The organism is Henriciella litoralis, from assembly GCF_002088935.1.
Classification (GTDB): Bacteria; Pseudomonadota; Alphaproteobacteria; order Caulobacterales; family Hyphomonadaceae; genus Henriciella; species Henriciella litoralis.
Genome location: NZ_NCSS01000006.1, coordinates 1335720 through 1352083, shown reverse-complemented (window position 1 = coordinate 1352083; position 16364 = coordinate 1335720). Strand labels below are relative to the sequence as shown.

Below are 16364 nucleotides of genomic sequence, written 5' to 3'. Positions count from 1 at the left end.
CGGCCATGCGCACGCTCTTCTATCGTCTGCCGCGTCTTAGCGTTCTTTTCATCCTGGTGGCGCTTGCGGGCGCGGCTGGCTCGATCCTGACCCTCGGCCGTCAGGAAGACCCGACGCTGATCGAGCGTTATGGGTTTGTGCTGACGACGCTGCCCGGCGCTGATGCAGAACGCATGGAGGCAACGGTCACAGACCCGATTGAGTCCGCGATACGCGAGCTGCCGGAAGTTGAGGAAGTTCAGTCAGTCTCGCGCCAGAACGTTTCACAGGTCACGATCCGGATCGATGAAGACCTGTCGGAAGCCGAAGTCGATGACGCCTGGACGCTTATCAGGGGCAAGGTCGAAAGCGCGCGCTCAAATCTGCCACCTGGGTCCAGCACACCTGACGTGCGACGCTTATATGTCGGCGCGTCGACGATGCTTGTCGGCCTTGTCTGGACGGGGGAGGGCGAGCCGGAACTGGCGGTCATGTCGAGGTATGCGCGCAACCTGTCTGATCGTTTCCAGAATCTGCCGGGGACCGAGGAAACAGAGACGTTTGGTCTGCCGGAAGAAGAGGTTCGGGTTGTCATAGACCCTGAGGCGCTAGCGGCAGCCGGGCTTTCAATGAACCAGGCAGCGCAACTGATTTCGACGGCTGATGCGAGAGCCCCCGCCGGGCAGGTGCGCGGCGATACGGCCGATGTTGGAGTCGAAATAGGCGGGGCCTTTGACGGGATTTCGCGCATACGCTCTGTCCCCTTGATCCAGCGTGACAATGGGACAGCCCTTCGGGTGGGAGATATCGCAGATGTTCGCAAGGGAATAGAAGACCCTGCGACGGCGATGAACTTGACCAATGGCCAGCGATCAATCGTCGTAAGCGCTTACATTCAATCGAACCGGCGGGTCGATCAATGGGCTGACGACGCCCACAAACTGATCGCCGAGTTCGAAGCCGGCTCCCCGGCCGAGATCGATGTCAGGGTCCTGTTCGACCAGAGCGAATATACTGGCGAACGCCTCAATGGCCTTGCGAAGAATTTGCTCTACTCGTCACTGATCGTGTTTCTGGCGCTCTTCCTTGTGATGGGGTGGCGGGCTGCTTTTGTCGTGGGTACGGCCCTGCCGCTGACGGTGGCGCTGGTTCTGATCCTGTTCAAGATCTTCGACTTTCCGCTGCACCAGATGTCGGTGACGGGGCTGGTGATCTCGCTGGGTCTGCTGATCGACAACGCCATCGTAGTCTACGATGAGTATGATCAGGAGCGCGGGCGTGGACATTCGATTATCGATGCCATCGACATCTCAATCGGCAAATTGTTCGGTCCGCTCTTCGCCTCAACCTTGACGACGGCGTTGGCTTTCGCGCCGATCGCCTTGATGCCAGGCGGCGCCGGTGAGTTTATCGGGATGATTGGCGTTTCGGTGATCTTCTCTGTCTCAGCGTCCTTCCTGGTGGCAATGACGATCATTCCTTTCATGGCGGGGCGTTTTGACCGGGCGCGCAAACCAACCGACAGGAAGAACTGGTTCCGCGATGGCATCTCAATCGATGCCGTAACCGACGGATACCGCTGGACCATCGGCACCATACTTCGCTTTCCGGTTCTTGGGCTTGCGATCGGACTTGTCCCGGCGATTGGCGGGTTCATGCTCGGCGGCAGTCTGCCGCTGCAATTTTTCCCTCAGACCGAGCGCGACCAGTTTCAGGTTGAGATTTCGCTACCGCCGACCGCAACGATCCATGAGGCAGAGCGCGCCGCGCTGAAAGCGACTGAACTTCTAAAAGGCTATCCGCACGTTGAGATGGTGAACTTCACGCTCGGGGCGCCTGCGCCGCGCGTCTACTATAACTCCTTCAATAATACACAAGGCGTGCCGGGTTTTGCGGCGGGCTGGGTGCAATTGTCTGACAGCCGTTCGACCCGGCTGATGGTGCGCCAGATCCAGGACGAATTGCGTGTCGAGTTCCCAGATGCGCAATTCCTTGCGCTGCCCTTCGAGCAAGGCCCGCCCGTCGACGCGCCTATCGAATATTTCATCCGCGGCAATAACCTCGAAATCCTGAACCGGCTTGGCAATGAGAGCCGTCAGATCCTGTCTGCGACGCCAGGCATCACCTACACCCAGGCCAGCCTGCAAATGGGCGCGCCCATACTGACGATACGCGCGGACGAAGCGCTGACCGCCATGTCCGGTGAACGGCTGGCCAATCTGGCAAATGATGTGCGGGCTGAACTGGATGGGGTTCCTGCCGGATCGATCCTGGAAGGCATTGAGGAAATTCCGGTTCGTGTCATCGCGCCGCAATCGCGCCGGTCGCAACTGGCAGACCTGCGCTCGAAAACCATTGGGAATGGCCCGAACGGGGCCGGGACGCCCGTGGCCTCGCTTGGCGAGATTACGCTTGACCCGCAGACCGCGGTTATCACGCGCCTCGATGGCCAGCGGGTGAACCAGATTTACGGCTTTACCGAGCCGTTTTCTCTACCGCCGCCCGTGATGGAGCAATTTCAGGCATCGCTTGAGGCGTCCGGCTTCAGCACACCGCCCGGCTATGACATCATCATTGGCGGCGAGGCGCAGACGCGGTCTGATGCGATGGGCAATCTGATGTCGCTTGCTGTGCCGCTCGTGCTGATCATGGCAGGCGCGGTGGCGCTGGTCTTCAATTCGTTCCGGATGTCCCTGCTGATCCTGGTGACGGGCTTTCTGTCGGTCGGGCTCGCTTTTGGCGGGGTGTGGATGTTCAACCTGCCGCTCGGCTTTAACGCGATCGTCGGTGCTCTGGGGCTGCTGGGTATTTCGATCAACAGTTCGATTGTGGTCCTGTCACTTCTGCAGGGGAGTGCGGCGGCGCGGGCCGATGACGTGCTGGCGCAGAGGGAAATCGTCGTCGACGCGACGCGTCACATCGTGGCGACGACCTTGACGACAATGGGCGGATTTGTGCCGATCATCCTGACCGGAGATGTCTTCTGGTTACCGCTAGCGACGGCGATTGCTGGCGGCGTTGCAGGATCGGCCCTGCTGGCGCTCTATTTCACGCCAGCGGCGTATCGGATCATGACGATGAAGCCCATTCGCAGGCTTTATCGCTCTCTTCGGGGGCGTAGCAATTACTCGCCAAAACCTGCTGAATAGGGCGCTCGCATCTTGCGTGCCATCTATTGCGGCGAGTCTGCCAAGTAATCATGCAGCAAACGCCTGTATTTTCTTTGCGTGCGTAACCTGCTGATTACCCTTTGGGCGCATGATCGGGTTTGTCTGCAGATAGGATGTCGAAAGACAGGTAGGAATTCATGTCAGCTCAGAAAGCTCTCGATCTTTCTAAAATTGACCCACCGCAGTGGCGGGTGCTGGTTAGCGGTACGGTTTACGGGCCCTATACGCTGGGGCAGATGCAATCCTTCATCTATGAGCGCCGCATTCGGCCGGGCACCAAGATTGCCGACGGAGATGGCGGGGCGTTTCTCGCAGCCGAACAACACCCGGCTCTGCTTGAGATGTTCCATATGCGCACGCAGGAGTCCGAAACGACGGCCGCCGAAGTGTCCAACTATCTGATCATTGCCCGCCTGACCGGCACCGGCGAAATGCAGCTGATCAGCGTTCTCAACCGACTGGGCAAATTCGCCGAGATCATGCCTGGCGTCTGGGCGCTGCGCTCGTCGATCAAGCAAAACAAGCTACGCGAAAAGCTGCAGGCGACGATCGTGTCTGGCGATCAGGTGATGATCGCCAATGCCACATCGGGCCGGCTGGCCTGGCTGAACCTCGGCCCGGAGGCCGATGTTCATATCCGCAGCGTCTGGGACGCCAAACTCGACGCCGCCTAGGCGGGCTCAGACATATCTGCCGGCAGCGGGGATTTGCGCCCGAGCATCAGATCAGCAGCTTTTTCCGCAATCATGATGGTCGGCGCGTTGGTATTTCCGCCGATCAAGGTTGGCATGACGGACGCGTCGACGACGCGCAAGCCGTCCACGCCGCGAACTTTCAGATTGCCATCAAGCGGGGCGTGAGGGTCCGTTCCCATGCGGACGGTGCCGACCGGATGGTAGATGGTTTCGCCATTCTCCCGGATAAAAGCGTCGATTTCCGCATCGGTCTGGACACTTTCACCTGGCATATATTCTTCACCGCGCAGATGGTTGAAGGCTTCCTGGCGGGCGATGTCGCGGCTGATCCGGACGCCTTGGCGCATGGCGCGCCGGTCTTCCTCAGTGGCGAGGTAGTTCGGGTCAATCAGCGGATGATCGAACGGGTTTGAGCTCGCGAGTTTGATCGTGCCGCGGCTTTCTGGGCGCAGCTGACAGGCATGGATGGTGAACCCGTCCGCTTCGACCGCTGTGCGCCCGTGATCAATCATCATGGCGTTGACGTAGTGAAGCTGCAGATCCGGGCGGTCGAGGCCTTCGCGCGATTTCAGGAATGCGCCAGCTTGCAGGAAGTTGTCCCGTCCGGGGCCACGCTTGCGGATGAGGTAATTCAGGCCGACGGCGATCTTCTTGAGGCCAGCCTGCTGTGAATAGGCTGAAAGTTTTTGCGTCATCTTGTGAACGACGGACACGTCGAGATGGTCCTGCAGGTTTCGACCGACATCGGGGCTGTCGACCACGACTGGAATATCATGCGCAGACAGGTCCGCCGCCGCGCCGATACCCGACAGTTGCAGGATTTGCGGGGATTGCACTGCGCCTGCGCAAATGATGGTTTCGCGCTCGGCCCGGATCATTTCGGGTTGCGCGCCAGGCTTGGCCACGGTCTCAACACCAATCGCCCGCTTGCCTTCGAAAACCACCCGGCTGACGAGCGCGGTTGAGCGGACCGTCAGATTTGGTCGGCTTTTCAAAATGGGGCGCAGATAGGCAAATGACGCGCTCCAGCGTTCGCCGTCATTTATCGTGCGCTGATAGGGGCCGACGCCTTCCTGCTGCGCGCCGTTGAAGTCTGGCGTGTAAGGGTATCCGGCTTGCTGGCCGGATTTGATGAAGCTGTTATAGGCGACCGAGTCGAGCGGGCTTTCCTCAACCACAAGCGGTCCGTCGACGCCATGGTGAACAGATGCGTCGCCGCGATAGCCTTCCGAGCGCCGGAAATAGGGCAGGACATCTTCATAGCTCCAGCCTTTCAGGCCCATCTGCCGCCACTGGTCATAGTCACGTGCATGGCCGCGAATATAGACCATGCCATTAATCGAGGAGGAGCCGCCCCATCCTTTGCCGCGGGGCCACCAGAGCTTGCGATCCCCCATGTGTTTTTGAGGAGTCGTGTAGAAGCCCCAATTCTGAGGGCCGGCATCCTTGATCAGATTGCCGACACCGGCCGGCATGCGGACCATCAAGCTATTATCCTTGCCGCCGGCTTCAACCAGGCAGACCTTGATGTCAGGATCTGCACTCAGCCTGTTGGCAAGCACACAGCCGGCGCTGCCCGCGCCAACAATGACATAGTCAAACGTTTCTTTCGCCATGGCTGGCATCCTCCAGAAATTCTTCGTTTCTCGTTAATAAATGACGATAGTGTCAGCTTTGTCGAAACCTTCAACCATTTGTGAACAAAAGCTGTCTAAATTGTGGAATGGTCGGCTGATTTGCCAGGCTTGTTTGGGGACAGCCAGGAGGCGATGATGGAAACTGCACAGCCCGGCAGGGTGAGGCGTTTGGCGCGTACAGAGACGGCGAAGGACCGCCGCCTCAACAAGCGTGTTCAATTAGCGCTGGGTGGCCGTTTCCTGATGGACGGCGCCGATGATCTCAGTCTCGTCGTTGTGAACATTTCCTGTGGTGGTGCCGCGTTTCGAGCCGACGTAAAGCCGTCGGCGGGTGAACGAATTGTCTGCTATCTGGATGATCTGGGGCGCCTCGAGGCAGAAGTTATTCGGCCCACAGATGATGGATTTGCGGTGCGGTTCCTCAGCACAGCGCATAAGCTGGGCAAGATTGCGGACCGGCTGACATGGCTTTGCAATTACAAACAGCTTGGCCTGTCGGATGAGCGCGTCGCGCCAAGACATGCTGGCGGCGGCCCTGCTTTGGTGACGCGCGCAGACGGCCGGGTCATTCAGTGCCGAACCATTGATATTTCCTTGACTGGAGCTGCGTTCACTGCGGACGGTCCGGCGCCGCATGTTGGCGAGATCGTGACGGTTGGAAGCCTCACAGGGGAAGTCGTCAGGACGCTGCGCAGCGGATTTGCGATCCGCTATATCACCGGGCATGGGAAGCGCTGAAAACGCGAGGGAAGGGTTGAAGCGGCCCGCTTCGCATTCCATTTCAAGTCGCAGACAGACGCAAACAGGTTTCACTATGGTCGACAATCCTGACATTGGCGCTCCGCCGCCGCCATGGAAGCGCCTGCGTTTCGAAGCGCGTGCAGCAGCTGCAGATGAGCCAACGCTCTCGAGCTATATTGATGCAGCAATCCTGTCGCATGACACGCTCTGTCAGGCATTGGCGTTTCATTTGGCTGAAAAGCTGGCAGGCCCGGAAATGGGCGCGCAGCAGATCCGTCAGGTGATCGCAAATGCCTATGATCACGAGCATGCGCTTGTGGAAGCCGCGGAACTGGACATGCAAGCTGTGCTGGAGCGGGACCCGGCGTGCCGCGGACTGCTGCAGCCATTCCTGTTTTTCAAAGGCTATCTCGCCCTGCAGACCCAGCGTATCGCAAATCGGTTGTGGCGGGAGGGCCGCGAGACACTGGCCTTCCATTTTCAATCGCGCGCAAGCGAACGCTTCGGCGTCGATATACATCCGGCGGTGAAAATGGGCGTCGGGGTGATGCTGGACCACGCAACGGACATTACGATCGGTGAGACAGCTGCCGTTGGCGACGGCTGTTCGATCCTTCAGGGGGTCACTCTTGGCGGGACGGGCAAGGAAGTTGGCGACCGCCATCCGAAAATCGGCAAGGGCGTTCTTGTCTCGGTGGGCGCCAAGGTGCTGGGAAATATCACGATCGGCGATGAGGCAAAGATCGCCGCCGGCAGTGTGGTTCTGAAAGATGTTCCGCCGCGCACGACTGTGGCCGGCGTTCCGGCGCGTCCCGTGGGCGGTGAAAGCCGTGCGCCTGCGCGCAATATGGATCAGACGATTCCAGATGCGAAATAGTCTGGCTGGCTAAGCTTAGCGCTTTCCCTTAAAACGGGGGCGGGCCAGCTATAGGGACGGCAACATGATGAAGCTGTTTGGCGGGTTTACGCTCGTCTCGTCGAAGATCGTTGCGACCTTTTTCATGGTCATCATTTTGATGATGCTGGGGTTTGCATTCTTTCCTGACATGCTCAATCGGCTGTCGGACTTCACAAACTGGATCGAAGGGCAAATCCGCGATCCGGACATGAATGATCGCGGCAAGTTTCTGTTTCGCACGCTGGTCAATGAGAACACGATCTTCGGAATTATCATGACGCTGATTGCGCGCGCGGTGATCGAGTTTCTGTTCTGGATTCTCAAGATCATGTGGCGGATCGCCAATCCAAAGAAAAAGCCCGAAGAGCCGGACGACCCGCCGCCTATTATAGAGCCAGAAGACGACGTACCGCCGACTTATTACAGCAACTGAGAAAAGTAGGGTCTTTAGCATTTAAGCGGCTCGTCAATTGCGTTAGCCGTGAGCGCGACCATTAGGAGATAAAGATGAGCACGATGAATAAAGAAGAGATGCTGCGGCTGGAAACGTACCTGAAAGAGAAGCTGAATCCTGGCATTCGCCTCGTTCCCCGATCGCAGACGGATGACTCGGTTGAAGCCTATCTTGGCGCCGAATTCATCGCGGTCATCTATAAGGATGTCGATGAGGGCGAGACGTCCTACCAGTTCCAGATGACGGTTCTGTCTGAAGACCTTTCCGGATAGGAATTTAGCTTTGATCTTTGGCCCATCCGCAGTCTGTGGGGTTTTTCGCTTTAGGCGGCCTGCTTGCGGATGCGGTGATCTGCCATGCTACTGACCGCCGAACGGCTCTCAAAGTTTTTCGGCGACACGGTCGCCGTGGATGAGGTGAGCTTCGAGCTGGATGCAGGCGAAACGCTGGCGCTGATCGGCCATTCCGGCTGCGGCAAGACGACAACACTGAAAATGCTGAACCGGTTGATTGAGCCGGATAAGGGCAAAGTCCGTCTGGGCGGTGTGAACGCCTTCGACATGCCCGGTCATGAATGGCGTCGCCGGATCGGCTTTGTCATTCAGAATGCCGGGCTTTTCCCGCACAAATCGGTCGCGGAGAATGTGCTGGTCACGCCCCAGCTGCTTGGCTGGGAGAAGGACCGGCAATCGTCGAAGCTGGAGAGATTGCTGGATATGGTTGGCCTGCCAGCGGCTGACTATGGTGCGCGCCATCCTTCTGAGCTTTCGGGCGGGCAGCGCCAGCGTGTAGGTCTGGCACGGGCGCTTGCTGGTGAACCGGAGGTCGTCCTGATGGACGAGCCGTTTGCCGCACTGGACCCGCTGACCAAGTCGGCCCTGATTGACGACATCGTTCGCATGCGCGGTGAACTCGGCTTTGCTTTCGTTCTTGTGACCCATGATTTTGGCGAAGCGCTGACCCTGGCGGACCGGATCGCGGTGATGGACGGTGGTCGGATCGTTCAAATCGGCACACCGGAAGAGCTTATTGCCTCGCCGGCGTCAAAGACGGTCGAAACGCTGTTGGAGGCACCCAAGAAAATGGCTGCGGGCATCTCGCGGGCGTTTGAGGCGAAAGTGCATTGAGCGGGCTGTTTGCAGAAGAGTGGGCGGTCTTTCCGGGCCATTATGCCGGGCATCTGAAGCTCGCGCTGGGGGCCTTGCTGACAGGCCTCATGATTTCCTTGCCGCTGGGCGTTCTGTCTGCCGGGAGAAAACAGCTTGCCGGTCCGGCGCTTGGAGCTGCCAGTGTCATTCAGACCATTCCGGGGATCGCGCTGCTTGCGTTGATGGTGCCCTTGATGGGCGGCATGATCGGCTTCTGGCCCGCCTTTGCAGCCTTGTCGCTGTATTCGATCCTACCGATTTTGCGCAATACGATCGTTGGCCTGCAGGGCGTCGATGCGGATGTGCGCGAGGCGGCCTTCGCCGTCGGCATGACGGCCAATCAGCGCTTGCGCCAGATTGATTTGCCGCTGGCCGCGCCTGTCATCGTTGCCGGTCTGCGGACCGCATCAGCCTGGGTTGTCGGCACGGCGACGCTGTCGACGCCGGTCGGGGCCCGCAGTCTCGGCAACTATATTTTCCAGGGACTGCAGACCCGTAATTGGGGCGCTGTGCTGTTTGGCTGTCTTGTCTCGGCCGCGCTGGCGCTCGCGCTGGATCAGGTGATCGCGCAATTCGAAAAGTCAGCCCGTGATCGCTCTCGTCTAAGGGCAGGGGCGGGGCTTGTCGGGCTCTTCCTGATCATCTTGCCGGCGCTGACCGTGTTCTATCCGTCGTCAGCCCGGACCGGTGCGCCAGCCGCGAACCTCGCAGCGCCCGGTGTTGAGCTGGCATCCTTGGAAGGACAAATCATCACGGTGGGCAGCAAGGGATTTACCGAACAGTATATTCTTGCAGACCTGCTGAAGCGGGTTCTTGAGGAGCAGGGCGCGCGGGTCGAAATCCGTGATGGGCTGGGCACGACGGTCGCCTTTGATGCCCTCGCGAGCAGCTCGATCGATGTCTATGTGGACTATACCGGGACAATCTGGGCGGCGTTGATGAAACGTGATGAACCCGCCCAACGCTCGGTTATGTATGCTGAAACGACCGCCTGGTTGCTCGACGAGCGCGGCGTTCTTGCGTTTGGAAAGCTCGGTTTCGAAAATGCCTATGCCTTGGCAACCAGCGCTGAGACGGCGAGCGAATTTGGTCTGTCGACGATTGATGATCTTGCTGGAAAGCCGCTCTCCATCGCAAGCGATCCGGAATTTTTCGGGCGCTCGGAATGGGCGCGGACGCGAGACACGTATGGCCTCGATAGTCTCACGCCGCGCAGCATGGATTCTGCCTTCATGTATGACGCCGTCCGGAACGGCGAAGTCGGACTGATCACGGCTTATACGACTGACGGGCGGATCGATGCGTATGACCTGACACTGCTTGAAGACACGCGGTCTGTTTTGCCGCCCTATGACGCGTTCGTTTTGGTCTCACCGGGTGCGCGCGAGAATACAGCGCTTCTGAATGCCCTGCAGCCATTGGACGGCGCAATCAGCACTGAACTGATGCGCCAGGCCAATTCGAAGGTTGATATTGATCGCCAGAGCGTCAGCGAAGCCGGGGCCTGGCTGTACGATCAAATCTTTGACCCCGAAGACTAAAAACGGGCGACCATTTCTGGCCGCCCGCTGATTTTTTGGCAGTCTAAGCTCGTCAGAGAACTTCCAGCATCTCCGCAACAAGTGGATGGCGGACGATGTCCTGGCCTTTCAGGTAGACGACTTCCGCGTCTGACAGGTTTTCAAGTTTTTCAGCCGCCTGGGCGAGGCCGGACAGGTGAGGTAGGAGGTCTGACTGGTTCGGGTCGCCCGTCACCGCCATTGTCGAGTGCCAGCCAAGCCGGGTCAGCAGCATTTTCAGCTGTGTGTAGGTACAGTTCTGCGCCTCATCAATGACGACGAATGCATTGTTGAGCGTGCGCCCGCGCATGAAGCCGATCGGCGCAATCTCGATCAGGCCCTCGCCCATCATATGTTTCAGCTGTGCTGGCGATAGCCGGTCTGCGAGTGCGTCATAGAGCGGGCGAAGGTATGGCGCGAGCTTGTCTTCCATGGCGCCGGGGAGAAAGCCGATCTGTTCGCCGGCTTCAACTGCAGGCCGTGACAGGATGATCCTTGCGACTTTGCCTTTCTGAAGCGCTTCGACCGCCTTGCAGATGGCAAGGTAGGTCTTGCCGGTGCCGGCCGGGCCGAGCGCGCAGACAAGGGACTTGGTCTCCAGCGCATTCATCAGACGCGCCTGATTTTCCGAGCGCGGTTTTACGGTTTTCTGATAGCGCTGATCGCGCGGTGTATTTGGATTGCGAATCTTCTGGCCGTCATCGGGGTGCCAGCCGCCCTGTATCGCGTAGAGGCGGGCCTCCTGTTTTGATGTTCCGCCCATTTCCTCGAAGAAGCCCATGGCCTCCAGATCTGCATTGGCTTTCTGACGCTTGGCAGAGGTTCTTTTACCCATGTGAGGATCTCCTTTTCGGGCACAAAAAAACCGCCGGGCAAACATGCCGGGCGGCGACGGAAAACGGGGAAACGGAGGCTCCGGGCCCTCTAGCGGGGCCGGGTGGTGCTATTGGCTGAGACGGTCTATGGACCATCGGCACTTGCCTCCCGAATCTCTTCACAATTAGAGACTAGCAAGGTTAATGCGTTGTTAACCAGATAGGACGCGCAAGAAATATTCATGACAGGGAAGGACCGCAAAATTGGCACTTTATGAACTCGATGGCGTCAAACCGAGCACGCCGGATACCGGAAACTATTGGGTTGCGGAGAACGCGACAGTGCTCGGCAACGTGATTCTGCGCGAAAATGCCAGCATCTGGTTCAATTCTGTTGTACGCGGCGACAATGATCCAATCGAGATTGGCGAGAACTCAAACATTCAGGATGGCTGTGTCCTGCACACTGATCATGGCGTGCCGCTAACCATCGGCAAGAATGTAACCGTCGGACACATGGTCATGCTGCACGGCTGCACAATTGCGGACGGCACACTGATTGGCATCGGCTCCACAATCCTGAACCGCGCAAAAATTGGACGTAACTGTATCATCGGGGCGCACTCGCTCATTCCCGAAGGCAAGGAAATTCCGGACAATTCGCTTGTGATGGGTTCGCCCGGCAAGGTTGTACGTGAGCTTGATGAGGGCGCTGCGCAAATGATTGCCGCGTCTTCGCAGGTCTATGTCGACAATTGGAAGCGATTCAAGTCGGGCCTGGTCCGCATTGACGGTTAATCGTTGCTGGCGACCAGTTTGAGGCGCGGCTCACTTGTTCGTACGTCTGGCGGGAAGACGGCCGTCAGACGGTGACGCCAGATGGGCCGACCGCGCAGAAAGCTTTCGCCGCCCAGCGTTTGATAAAGGCCCAGTATGCGAGACCCGCCTTTAAGGTGCGGCGTCTGGGCAAGTGGTGCGAGGATCAGCTCAACATCAACCCGCTCACCAGTCAGGGCTTCTCCGCGAGCCCGAACCACGCCGGGCATCCCTTCCTGAGAGATTGTCTTGAGGAGCGGTTGAAGCATCTGCCGGTCGAAACCAGACCAGAATGTCAGAAAATCATAATCGGCGAGCTGACGACCAAGACATTCCTGGATCTGGTCACCGGCTGTGCGGAACACCCAGTCATTCTCTGTCTCTTCCTGAATCACAAAGAGACGCGCGATCAAATCGGGATGTTCGCGGGTTGTCGGACCGGCGGGGGTGTCCAGCGCGGCAACATTCATGCGCTGCCAGGCGGTGAGCAGGGTCTGACTATTGGGATGTAGTGTACGTTCCAGCATGCGGCCCTGCTATTCTTATTTATACTGTTTCACGTTGCCGCTGCCTGGCGGCTCTGCACGGGTCCATCGCAAATGGCGGGCCAACTGGATTCCCTTTCTGAGAGACCCTGTTGACGAGATCGACACTTTTTTCGCGGATGAAGCGAGAAATGGCACGGTCTGTGCTTCTCAACACGCGAAGAGCCACGGAGAGAGTTCATGCGCGTTTCAACACGACACACATTGTTCGCCGGCGCAGGCGCAGCAACCATTCTGATACTGTCTGGCGTAGCCTTCGCCGGTGGATCAGGCGGCTGCAATACATGCCAACCGGCGCCTCCGCCACCGCCGCCAAGCTATAATGGGGGGGGATCTCCATGCTGCCAGGGCGGTAAGGGCCACGGTGTCATTGTACCAGGTGTGAACGTTGCAGGACCGAACATCTCGATCCGTGGCAGCAATGTGAACGTCAATGGTGGCACACTGAATTTCTCCGCTCAAAGCTATCTGAATGTGACCGCTGGCGCGAGCGCTTCAAGCGATGTGGTCGCCTATGCGGGCGGCGGTGGCGGCTTTGGTGGCCCAGCCCCGGTCGCAACGTCCTCCATTGGCAAGCTGAACGTTGTTGGCGCCGCAGAAACCTACACCGAAACGGTGACCGAAAACGTGCCCACGACTGAAGAGTATTGCGTCGACGAGGTTGCGTACCGCACATCCGTGCGCGCGGTTCAGGCCGTCTGCCTCGACGACACCGGATCGCCGCACCCTGCGTCACAGGTCGATGGCGGTCAGAACATTTCCACGGGCTATAGCGGTGAAGTTTTCCGGTGTGTTGCCGGGACACGCATGCAGGTCACGCTTGGTGAAGTCGTCGACGGTCATGCCAATTTCGATCACGGCCAGACAATGGCTTGCGACAAGGGCGAGGCGCTTGTGTATGGAAATGGCGGCAAGCTGGCTTGTAAACCACAAATTCCTCAGCGCGATTGTAATGAACGGTCGCTGCTGCGTCGGCACGGGCCCGGAATCAAGATCATAGAGGCTCAATTTGCCGAGCAACGCTGTGTCCCGCAGACCCGCACGGTGATGAAACAGGTGACCCGCGAAGTGCAGAAAGTGCGCGAATCAGCTGGCGGACCAATGGTGTTCGACGGCGGTGTGGGCCAAGGCGTCTACTAGACGTCACCTTTAATAAGTTCAGGAAAAAGCGTCTCGCAAACATGCGGGGCGCTTTTTTCATTATTTAATGAATAATCTGCAACAATGCCGCAGATGCAGCTTGGTTACTTGCATCTGTGCATAGCTTTGCTAGTCCTGAGGAGAGTCCTATTTGGACTTGGGATAATAATAAAATCAACAGAATCGGAGACGTTAGATGAAGTTAGCTCCCAGAAAGAACGCGAGTGCGCGCGGTATGAAGTTGGCGTTGTGCGCGAGCGTCGGATTTAGTGCCCTGATGGCGCTTCCGGGTCTGACGGCCAGTGCGCAGGAAGAAGAAGGGGCCGACACTCAGCGTCGGCTTAACGCTGTAGTTGTCGAGGCGACGCGCCGGTCTGGCGTCACGGTTCAGGATGTGCCTGTTTCGGTCACCGCTTTCGACGCATCAATGCTCGAAGACACAGGCGTCGCTCGCCTCAACGATATCGAGCAGATTGCGCCATCTGTGCAAATTTCGCAGACTGAGTCGGCCGCGTCCGGCACGAGCATCTCGATCCGCGGTGTCGGAACCGGGTCGAACAATCCGGGCTTTGAGCCTGCCGTCGGCGTCGTGATCGATGGTGTTTTCCGTACCAAGACCGGTATTGCGCTCTCGGAAATGCCCGAACTTGCGAGCCTGGAAGTTCTGCGCGGGCCACAAGGCACGCTGTTTGGGCGAAATACGTCGGCTGGTGTGGTCTCGATCAATACAGCAAAACCGCAATTTGCGCCTGAGGGATATGCCAAGGTCGGCGTCGGCAATTACAATATGTATGACGCCGAGCTCATGGTGACCGGGCCGATCTCCGAGAATGTTGCCGGGCGGGTCGATGTGCTTCGCCGTGTGCGCGATGGCTATATCGATGATGTGAATTCCAGTCGCGAGTTCAACAATCTCGACCGCTTCCTGATGCGCGGTCAGCTTCTGTTCGAAAAAGACGATGCAAGCCTTCGCGTCATTGGTGACTATGGGCAAACCGACGAAGATTGCTGTGTCAGCGTGAACTTCAATCCGGGCCCACTGGGCGCTGCCGTAAATGCTGGCGCGGCCATGGCTGGACTTGTTGGTATTTCGCCGACGCCGCCTAAAGACCTGAAAGCCGCGATTTCGCCAAACCGCGATATCTCTGATGATGTTGAAGAGTTCGGTTTCTCGGCAGAGTATCGCAATCGGGTATTTGGCGATGCCAACCTCGTTTCGATCACAGCTTATCGTGACTGGAAGGCCCTGCGCGATCAGGACATCGACTTCTCCGGCATCGACCGGGCCTATCGCGATGGTACTGAAATCGGCGACAAGGTCTTCACGCAGGAAGTTCGTCTGCAGGACACATATGGCCGGCTCGACTGGTTGGTTGGTGCATTCTACATGAACCAGGAAACCAATTATGACGACACGATCCGCGTTGGTACGCAGGCGAATCTGTACACCGACCTCGTGGCGTTTGGCGCCGCGGGTGGACAGGTCTTTGGTAGCCTTGATCCGACAGGTACGGTCGTTCCGTCACTCCTCGGCAACATTGATCCGCTGACTGGCGCACCCGCTGCGCCAGGAACACCGGGCACCGTGCCTTTCTTTATTCCTGGCTTTCAGCCGGGAGAGGGACAGAACACGGATAACTTCAAGCAGAAGACCAACGCGTTTGCGCTCTTCACGCACAATGAGATTTCGTTGACCGACAAGCTGACGGCGACGGTTGGTCTTCGTGCGAACTATGAAGAGAAGAAAGTCGAGTACGATCTCGACGGTAATGTAACGCCTTGTAACTTCTTTGCTGCACAGCCAGGCGTTGCGGCCGCGCTGGGCCAGCTGGCCCTGCTTGTGTGTAACCCGGCCATCAATAGCGAGTTCAGCGTTTCCGATAGCGACAGCTTTGACGAAACGACGCTGACCGGCACGGCCAAACTGGCTTATGCATTCACGCCAGACATCATGGCCTATGCGTCCTATTCGCGTGGTTTCAAATCCGGCGGTTACAATCTTGACCGCTCCGGCTTTGACAGCGTCATCTTTGGCGGCGACGGGCCGCAGCCATCGGATCTTCTTTTCGATTCCGAGACGGTTGATGCCTACGAGATTGGTTGGAAAACCAGCTATCCAAACCTCAATGCCACGCTGAACGGCGCAATCTTCTATCAGGAAGTCGCCGACTTTCAGGAGAATTTGTTCACCGGAACCAACTTCCGGACGTTCAACTCCGATGTTGAGAGCTATGGTCTGGAACTCGACACATCTTTGGCTCCAATGGATGGTCTGACGATCCAGGGCGGCTATGCCTACACGATTGCGGAGCGCAAGAATGACATCCTCGTGCCGTCAGGCACGGGCACGCTTCAATTGTTGGCACCTGGCGGCGTTCAGCTGGTCAATGTTCCAGAACATGTCGTGACCGGTTCGGGCACTTATCTGTTCGATATTAGCGATTCGCTGCGCGGTCTTGTGCACCTGAATGCTCGCTATAATTCCGAGACGGCGCTGTCGGTGACGTCGCAGGGGCTTACTGACAATGACGCGTACGTCCTGGTTGGGGCACGTGCGGGCATTCAGTCAGCTGATGGCACTTGGGAGTTCTCGATCTTTGGTGAGAATTTGACCGACGAATACTACAACTTTGCGGCCTTCGGCGTTCCGGAGCAAACGGGTACGAACGCTGTCTATCCCGGCACGCCGCGCATGTATGGCGCTGAGTTGAAGGTCAACTTCTAGCCGCGATCCACTCATGTCAGAATAAGAGAAGCCCCGTCGCTT

The 16364-nt window shown here is 58.1% G+C and carries 14 protein-coding genes; 11 read left to right on the top strand and 3 right to left on the bottom strand.

Annotated features, from left to right (window positions below; translation table 11 throughout):
- Nucleotides 1–5 precede the first annotated feature (5 nt).
- Nucleotides 6–3128 (top strand): efflux RND transporter permease subunit, encoded by a 3123-nt coding sequence (locus tag B8783_RS09975; protein WP_084419987.1) that lies wholly within the window; start codon nt 6–8, stop codon nt 3126–3128.
- A gap of 158 nt (nt 3129–3286) precedes the next feature.
- Nucleotides 3287–3823, top strand: coding sequence for a hypothetical protein (locus B8783_RS09970; protein ID WP_084419986.1), 537 nt, complete (start codon nt 3287–3289; stop codon nt 3821–3823).
- Here B8783_RS09970 and B8783_RS09965 read toward each other — a convergent pair.
- On the bottom strand, nt 3820–5460 hold the full coding sequence (locus tag B8783_RS09965) for a choline dehydrogenase (protein WP_084419985.1): 1641 nt from the start codon (nt 5458–5460) through the stop codon (nt 3820–3822). The genes B8783_RS09970 and B8783_RS09965 overlap by 4 nt on opposite strands.
- A gap of 156 nt (nt 5461–5616) precedes the next feature.
- Here B8783_RS09965 and B8783_RS09960 point away from each other — a divergent pair, with 156 nt between their 5' ends.
- From B8783_RS09960 to B8783_RS09935, 6 genes are all read left to right on the top strand, one after another.
- Entirely contained in the window at nt 5617–6219 is a 603-nt protein-coding gene (locus B8783_RS09960; RefSeq protein ID WP_084422036.1) for a PilZ domain-containing protein, read from the top strand.
- A 76-nt stretch (nt 6220–6295) separates the two neighbouring features.
- The gene (epsC, locus tag B8783_RS09955) at nt 6296–7099 is read left to right on the top strand and encodes a serine O-acetyltransferase EpsC (protein ID WP_084419984.1); all 804 of its coding nucleotides are present in this window, start codon (nt 6296–6298) and stop codon (nt 7097–7099) included.
- Nucleotides 7100–7163: 64 nt separating this feature from the next.
- Nucleotides 7164–7553 (top strand): hypothetical protein, encoded by a 390-nt coding sequence (locus B8783_RS09950; RefSeq protein ID WP_084419983.1) that lies wholly within the window; start codon nt 7164–7166, stop codon nt 7551–7553.
- Nucleotides 7554–7627: 74 nt separating this feature from the next.
- Entirely contained in the window at nt 7628–7846 is a 219-nt protein-coding gene (locus B8783_RS09945) for a DUF3126 family protein (protein ID WP_233355735.1), read from the top strand.
- An 84-nt stretch (nt 7847–7930) separates the two neighbouring features.
- The gene (locus B8783_RS09940) at nt 7931–8701 is read left to right on the top strand and encodes an ATP-binding cassette domain-containing protein (protein ID WP_233355734.1); all 771 of its coding nucleotides are present in this window, start codon (nt 7931–7933) and stop codon (nt 8699–8701) included.
- Nucleotides 8698–10263 (top strand): ABC transporter permease/substrate-binding protein, encoded by a 1566-nt coding sequence (locus tag B8783_RS09935; protein WP_084419982.1) that lies wholly within the window; start codon nt 8698–8700, stop codon nt 10261–10263. Before B8783_RS09940 ends, B8783_RS09935 begins: the two co-directional genes overlap by 4 nt.
- 52 nt (nt 10264–10315) lie before the next feature.
- Here the strand turns inward: B8783_RS09935 and B8783_RS09930 are convergent, their stop codons facing one another.
- Nucleotides 10316–11116, bottom strand: a complete 801-nt coding sequence (locus tag B8783_RS09930; protein ID WP_084419981.1) for a PhoH family protein — start codon at nt 11114–11116, stop codon at nt 10316–10318.
- Between the two features lie 244 nt (nt 11117–11360).
- Between B8783_RS09930 and B8783_RS09925 the strand changes: the two genes are divergently transcribed.
- The gene (locus B8783_RS09925; RefSeq protein WP_084419980.1) at nt 11361–11894 is read left to right on the top strand and encodes a gamma carbonic anhydrase family protein; all 534 of its coding nucleotides are present in this window, start codon (nt 11361–11363) and stop codon (nt 11892–11894) included.
- Here the strand turns inward: B8783_RS09925 and B8783_RS09920 are convergent.
- Nucleotides 11891–12439 (bottom strand): PAS domain-containing protein, encoded by a 549-nt coding sequence (locus B8783_RS09920; RefSeq protein ID WP_084419979.1) that lies wholly within the window; start codon nt 12437–12439, stop codon nt 11891–11893. The genes B8783_RS09925 and B8783_RS09920 overlap by 4 nt on opposite strands.
- A 198-nt stretch (nt 12440–12637) precedes the next feature.
- On the opposite strand from B8783_RS09920, the gene B8783_RS09915 reads away from it, so the two are divergent.
- Together B8783_RS09915 and B8783_RS09910 are read left to right on the top strand one after the other, a co-directional pair.
- Nucleotides 12638–13597, top strand: coding sequence for a hypothetical protein (locus B8783_RS09915; RefSeq protein WP_084419978.1), 960 nt, complete (start codon nt 12638–12640; stop codon nt 13595–13597).
- 196 nt (nt 13598–13793) lie between these two features.
- Complete coding sequence (locus B8783_RS09910) at nt 13794–16322, top strand: TonB-dependent receptor (RefSeq protein WP_084419977.1); 2529 nt, start codon at nt 13794–13796, stop codon at nt 16320–16322.
- Nucleotides 16323–16364 lie beyond the last annotated feature (42 nt).

Coding starts and splice junctions, on each gene's coding strand:
- B8783_RS09975 (WP_084419987.1), top strand. CDS start 6: ATGCGCACGCTCTTCTATCGTCTGCCGCGTCTTAGCGTTCTTTTCATC.
- B8783_RS09970 (WP_084419986.1), top strand. CDS start 3,287: ATGTCAGCTCAGAAAGCTCTCGATCTTTCTAAAATTGACCCACCGCAG.
- B8783_RS09965 (WP_084419985.1), bottom strand. CDS start 5,460: ATGGCGAAAGAAACGTTTGACTATGTCATTGTTGGCGCGGGCAGCGCC.
- B8783_RS09960 (WP_084422036.1), top strand. CDS start 5,617: ATGGAAACTGCACAGCCCGGCAGGGTGAGGCGTTTGGCGCGTACAGAG.
- epsC (WP_084419984.1), top strand. CDS start 6,296: ATGGTCGACAATCCTGACATTGGCGCTCCGCCGCCGCCATGGAAGCGC.
- B8783_RS09950 (WP_084419983.1), top strand. CDS start 7,164: ATGATGAAGCTGTTTGGCGGGTTTACGCTCGTCTCGTCGAAGATCGTT.
- B8783_RS09945 (WP_233355735.1), top strand. CDS start 7,628: ATGAGCACGATGAATAAAGAAGAGATGCTGCGGCTGGAAACGTACCTG.
- B8783_RS09940 (WP_233355734.1), top strand. CDS start 7,931: ATGCTACTGACCGCCGAACGGCTCTCAAAGTTTTTCGGCGACACGGTC.
- B8783_RS09930 (WP_084419981.1), bottom strand. CDS start 11,116: ATGGGTAAAAGAACCTCTGCCAAGCGTCAGAAAGCCAATGCAGATCTG.
- B8783_RS09920 (WP_084419979.1), bottom strand. CDS start 12,439: ATGCTGGAACGTACACTACATCCCAATAGTCAGACCCTGCTCACCGCC.
- B8783_RS09915 (WP_084419978.1), top strand. CDS start 12,638: ATGCGCGTTTCAACACGACACACATTGTTCGCCGGCGCAGGCGCAGCA.
- B8783_RS09910 (WP_084419977.1), top strand. CDS start 13,794: ATGAAGTTAGCTCCCAGAAAGAACGCGAGTGCGCGCGGTATGAAGTTG.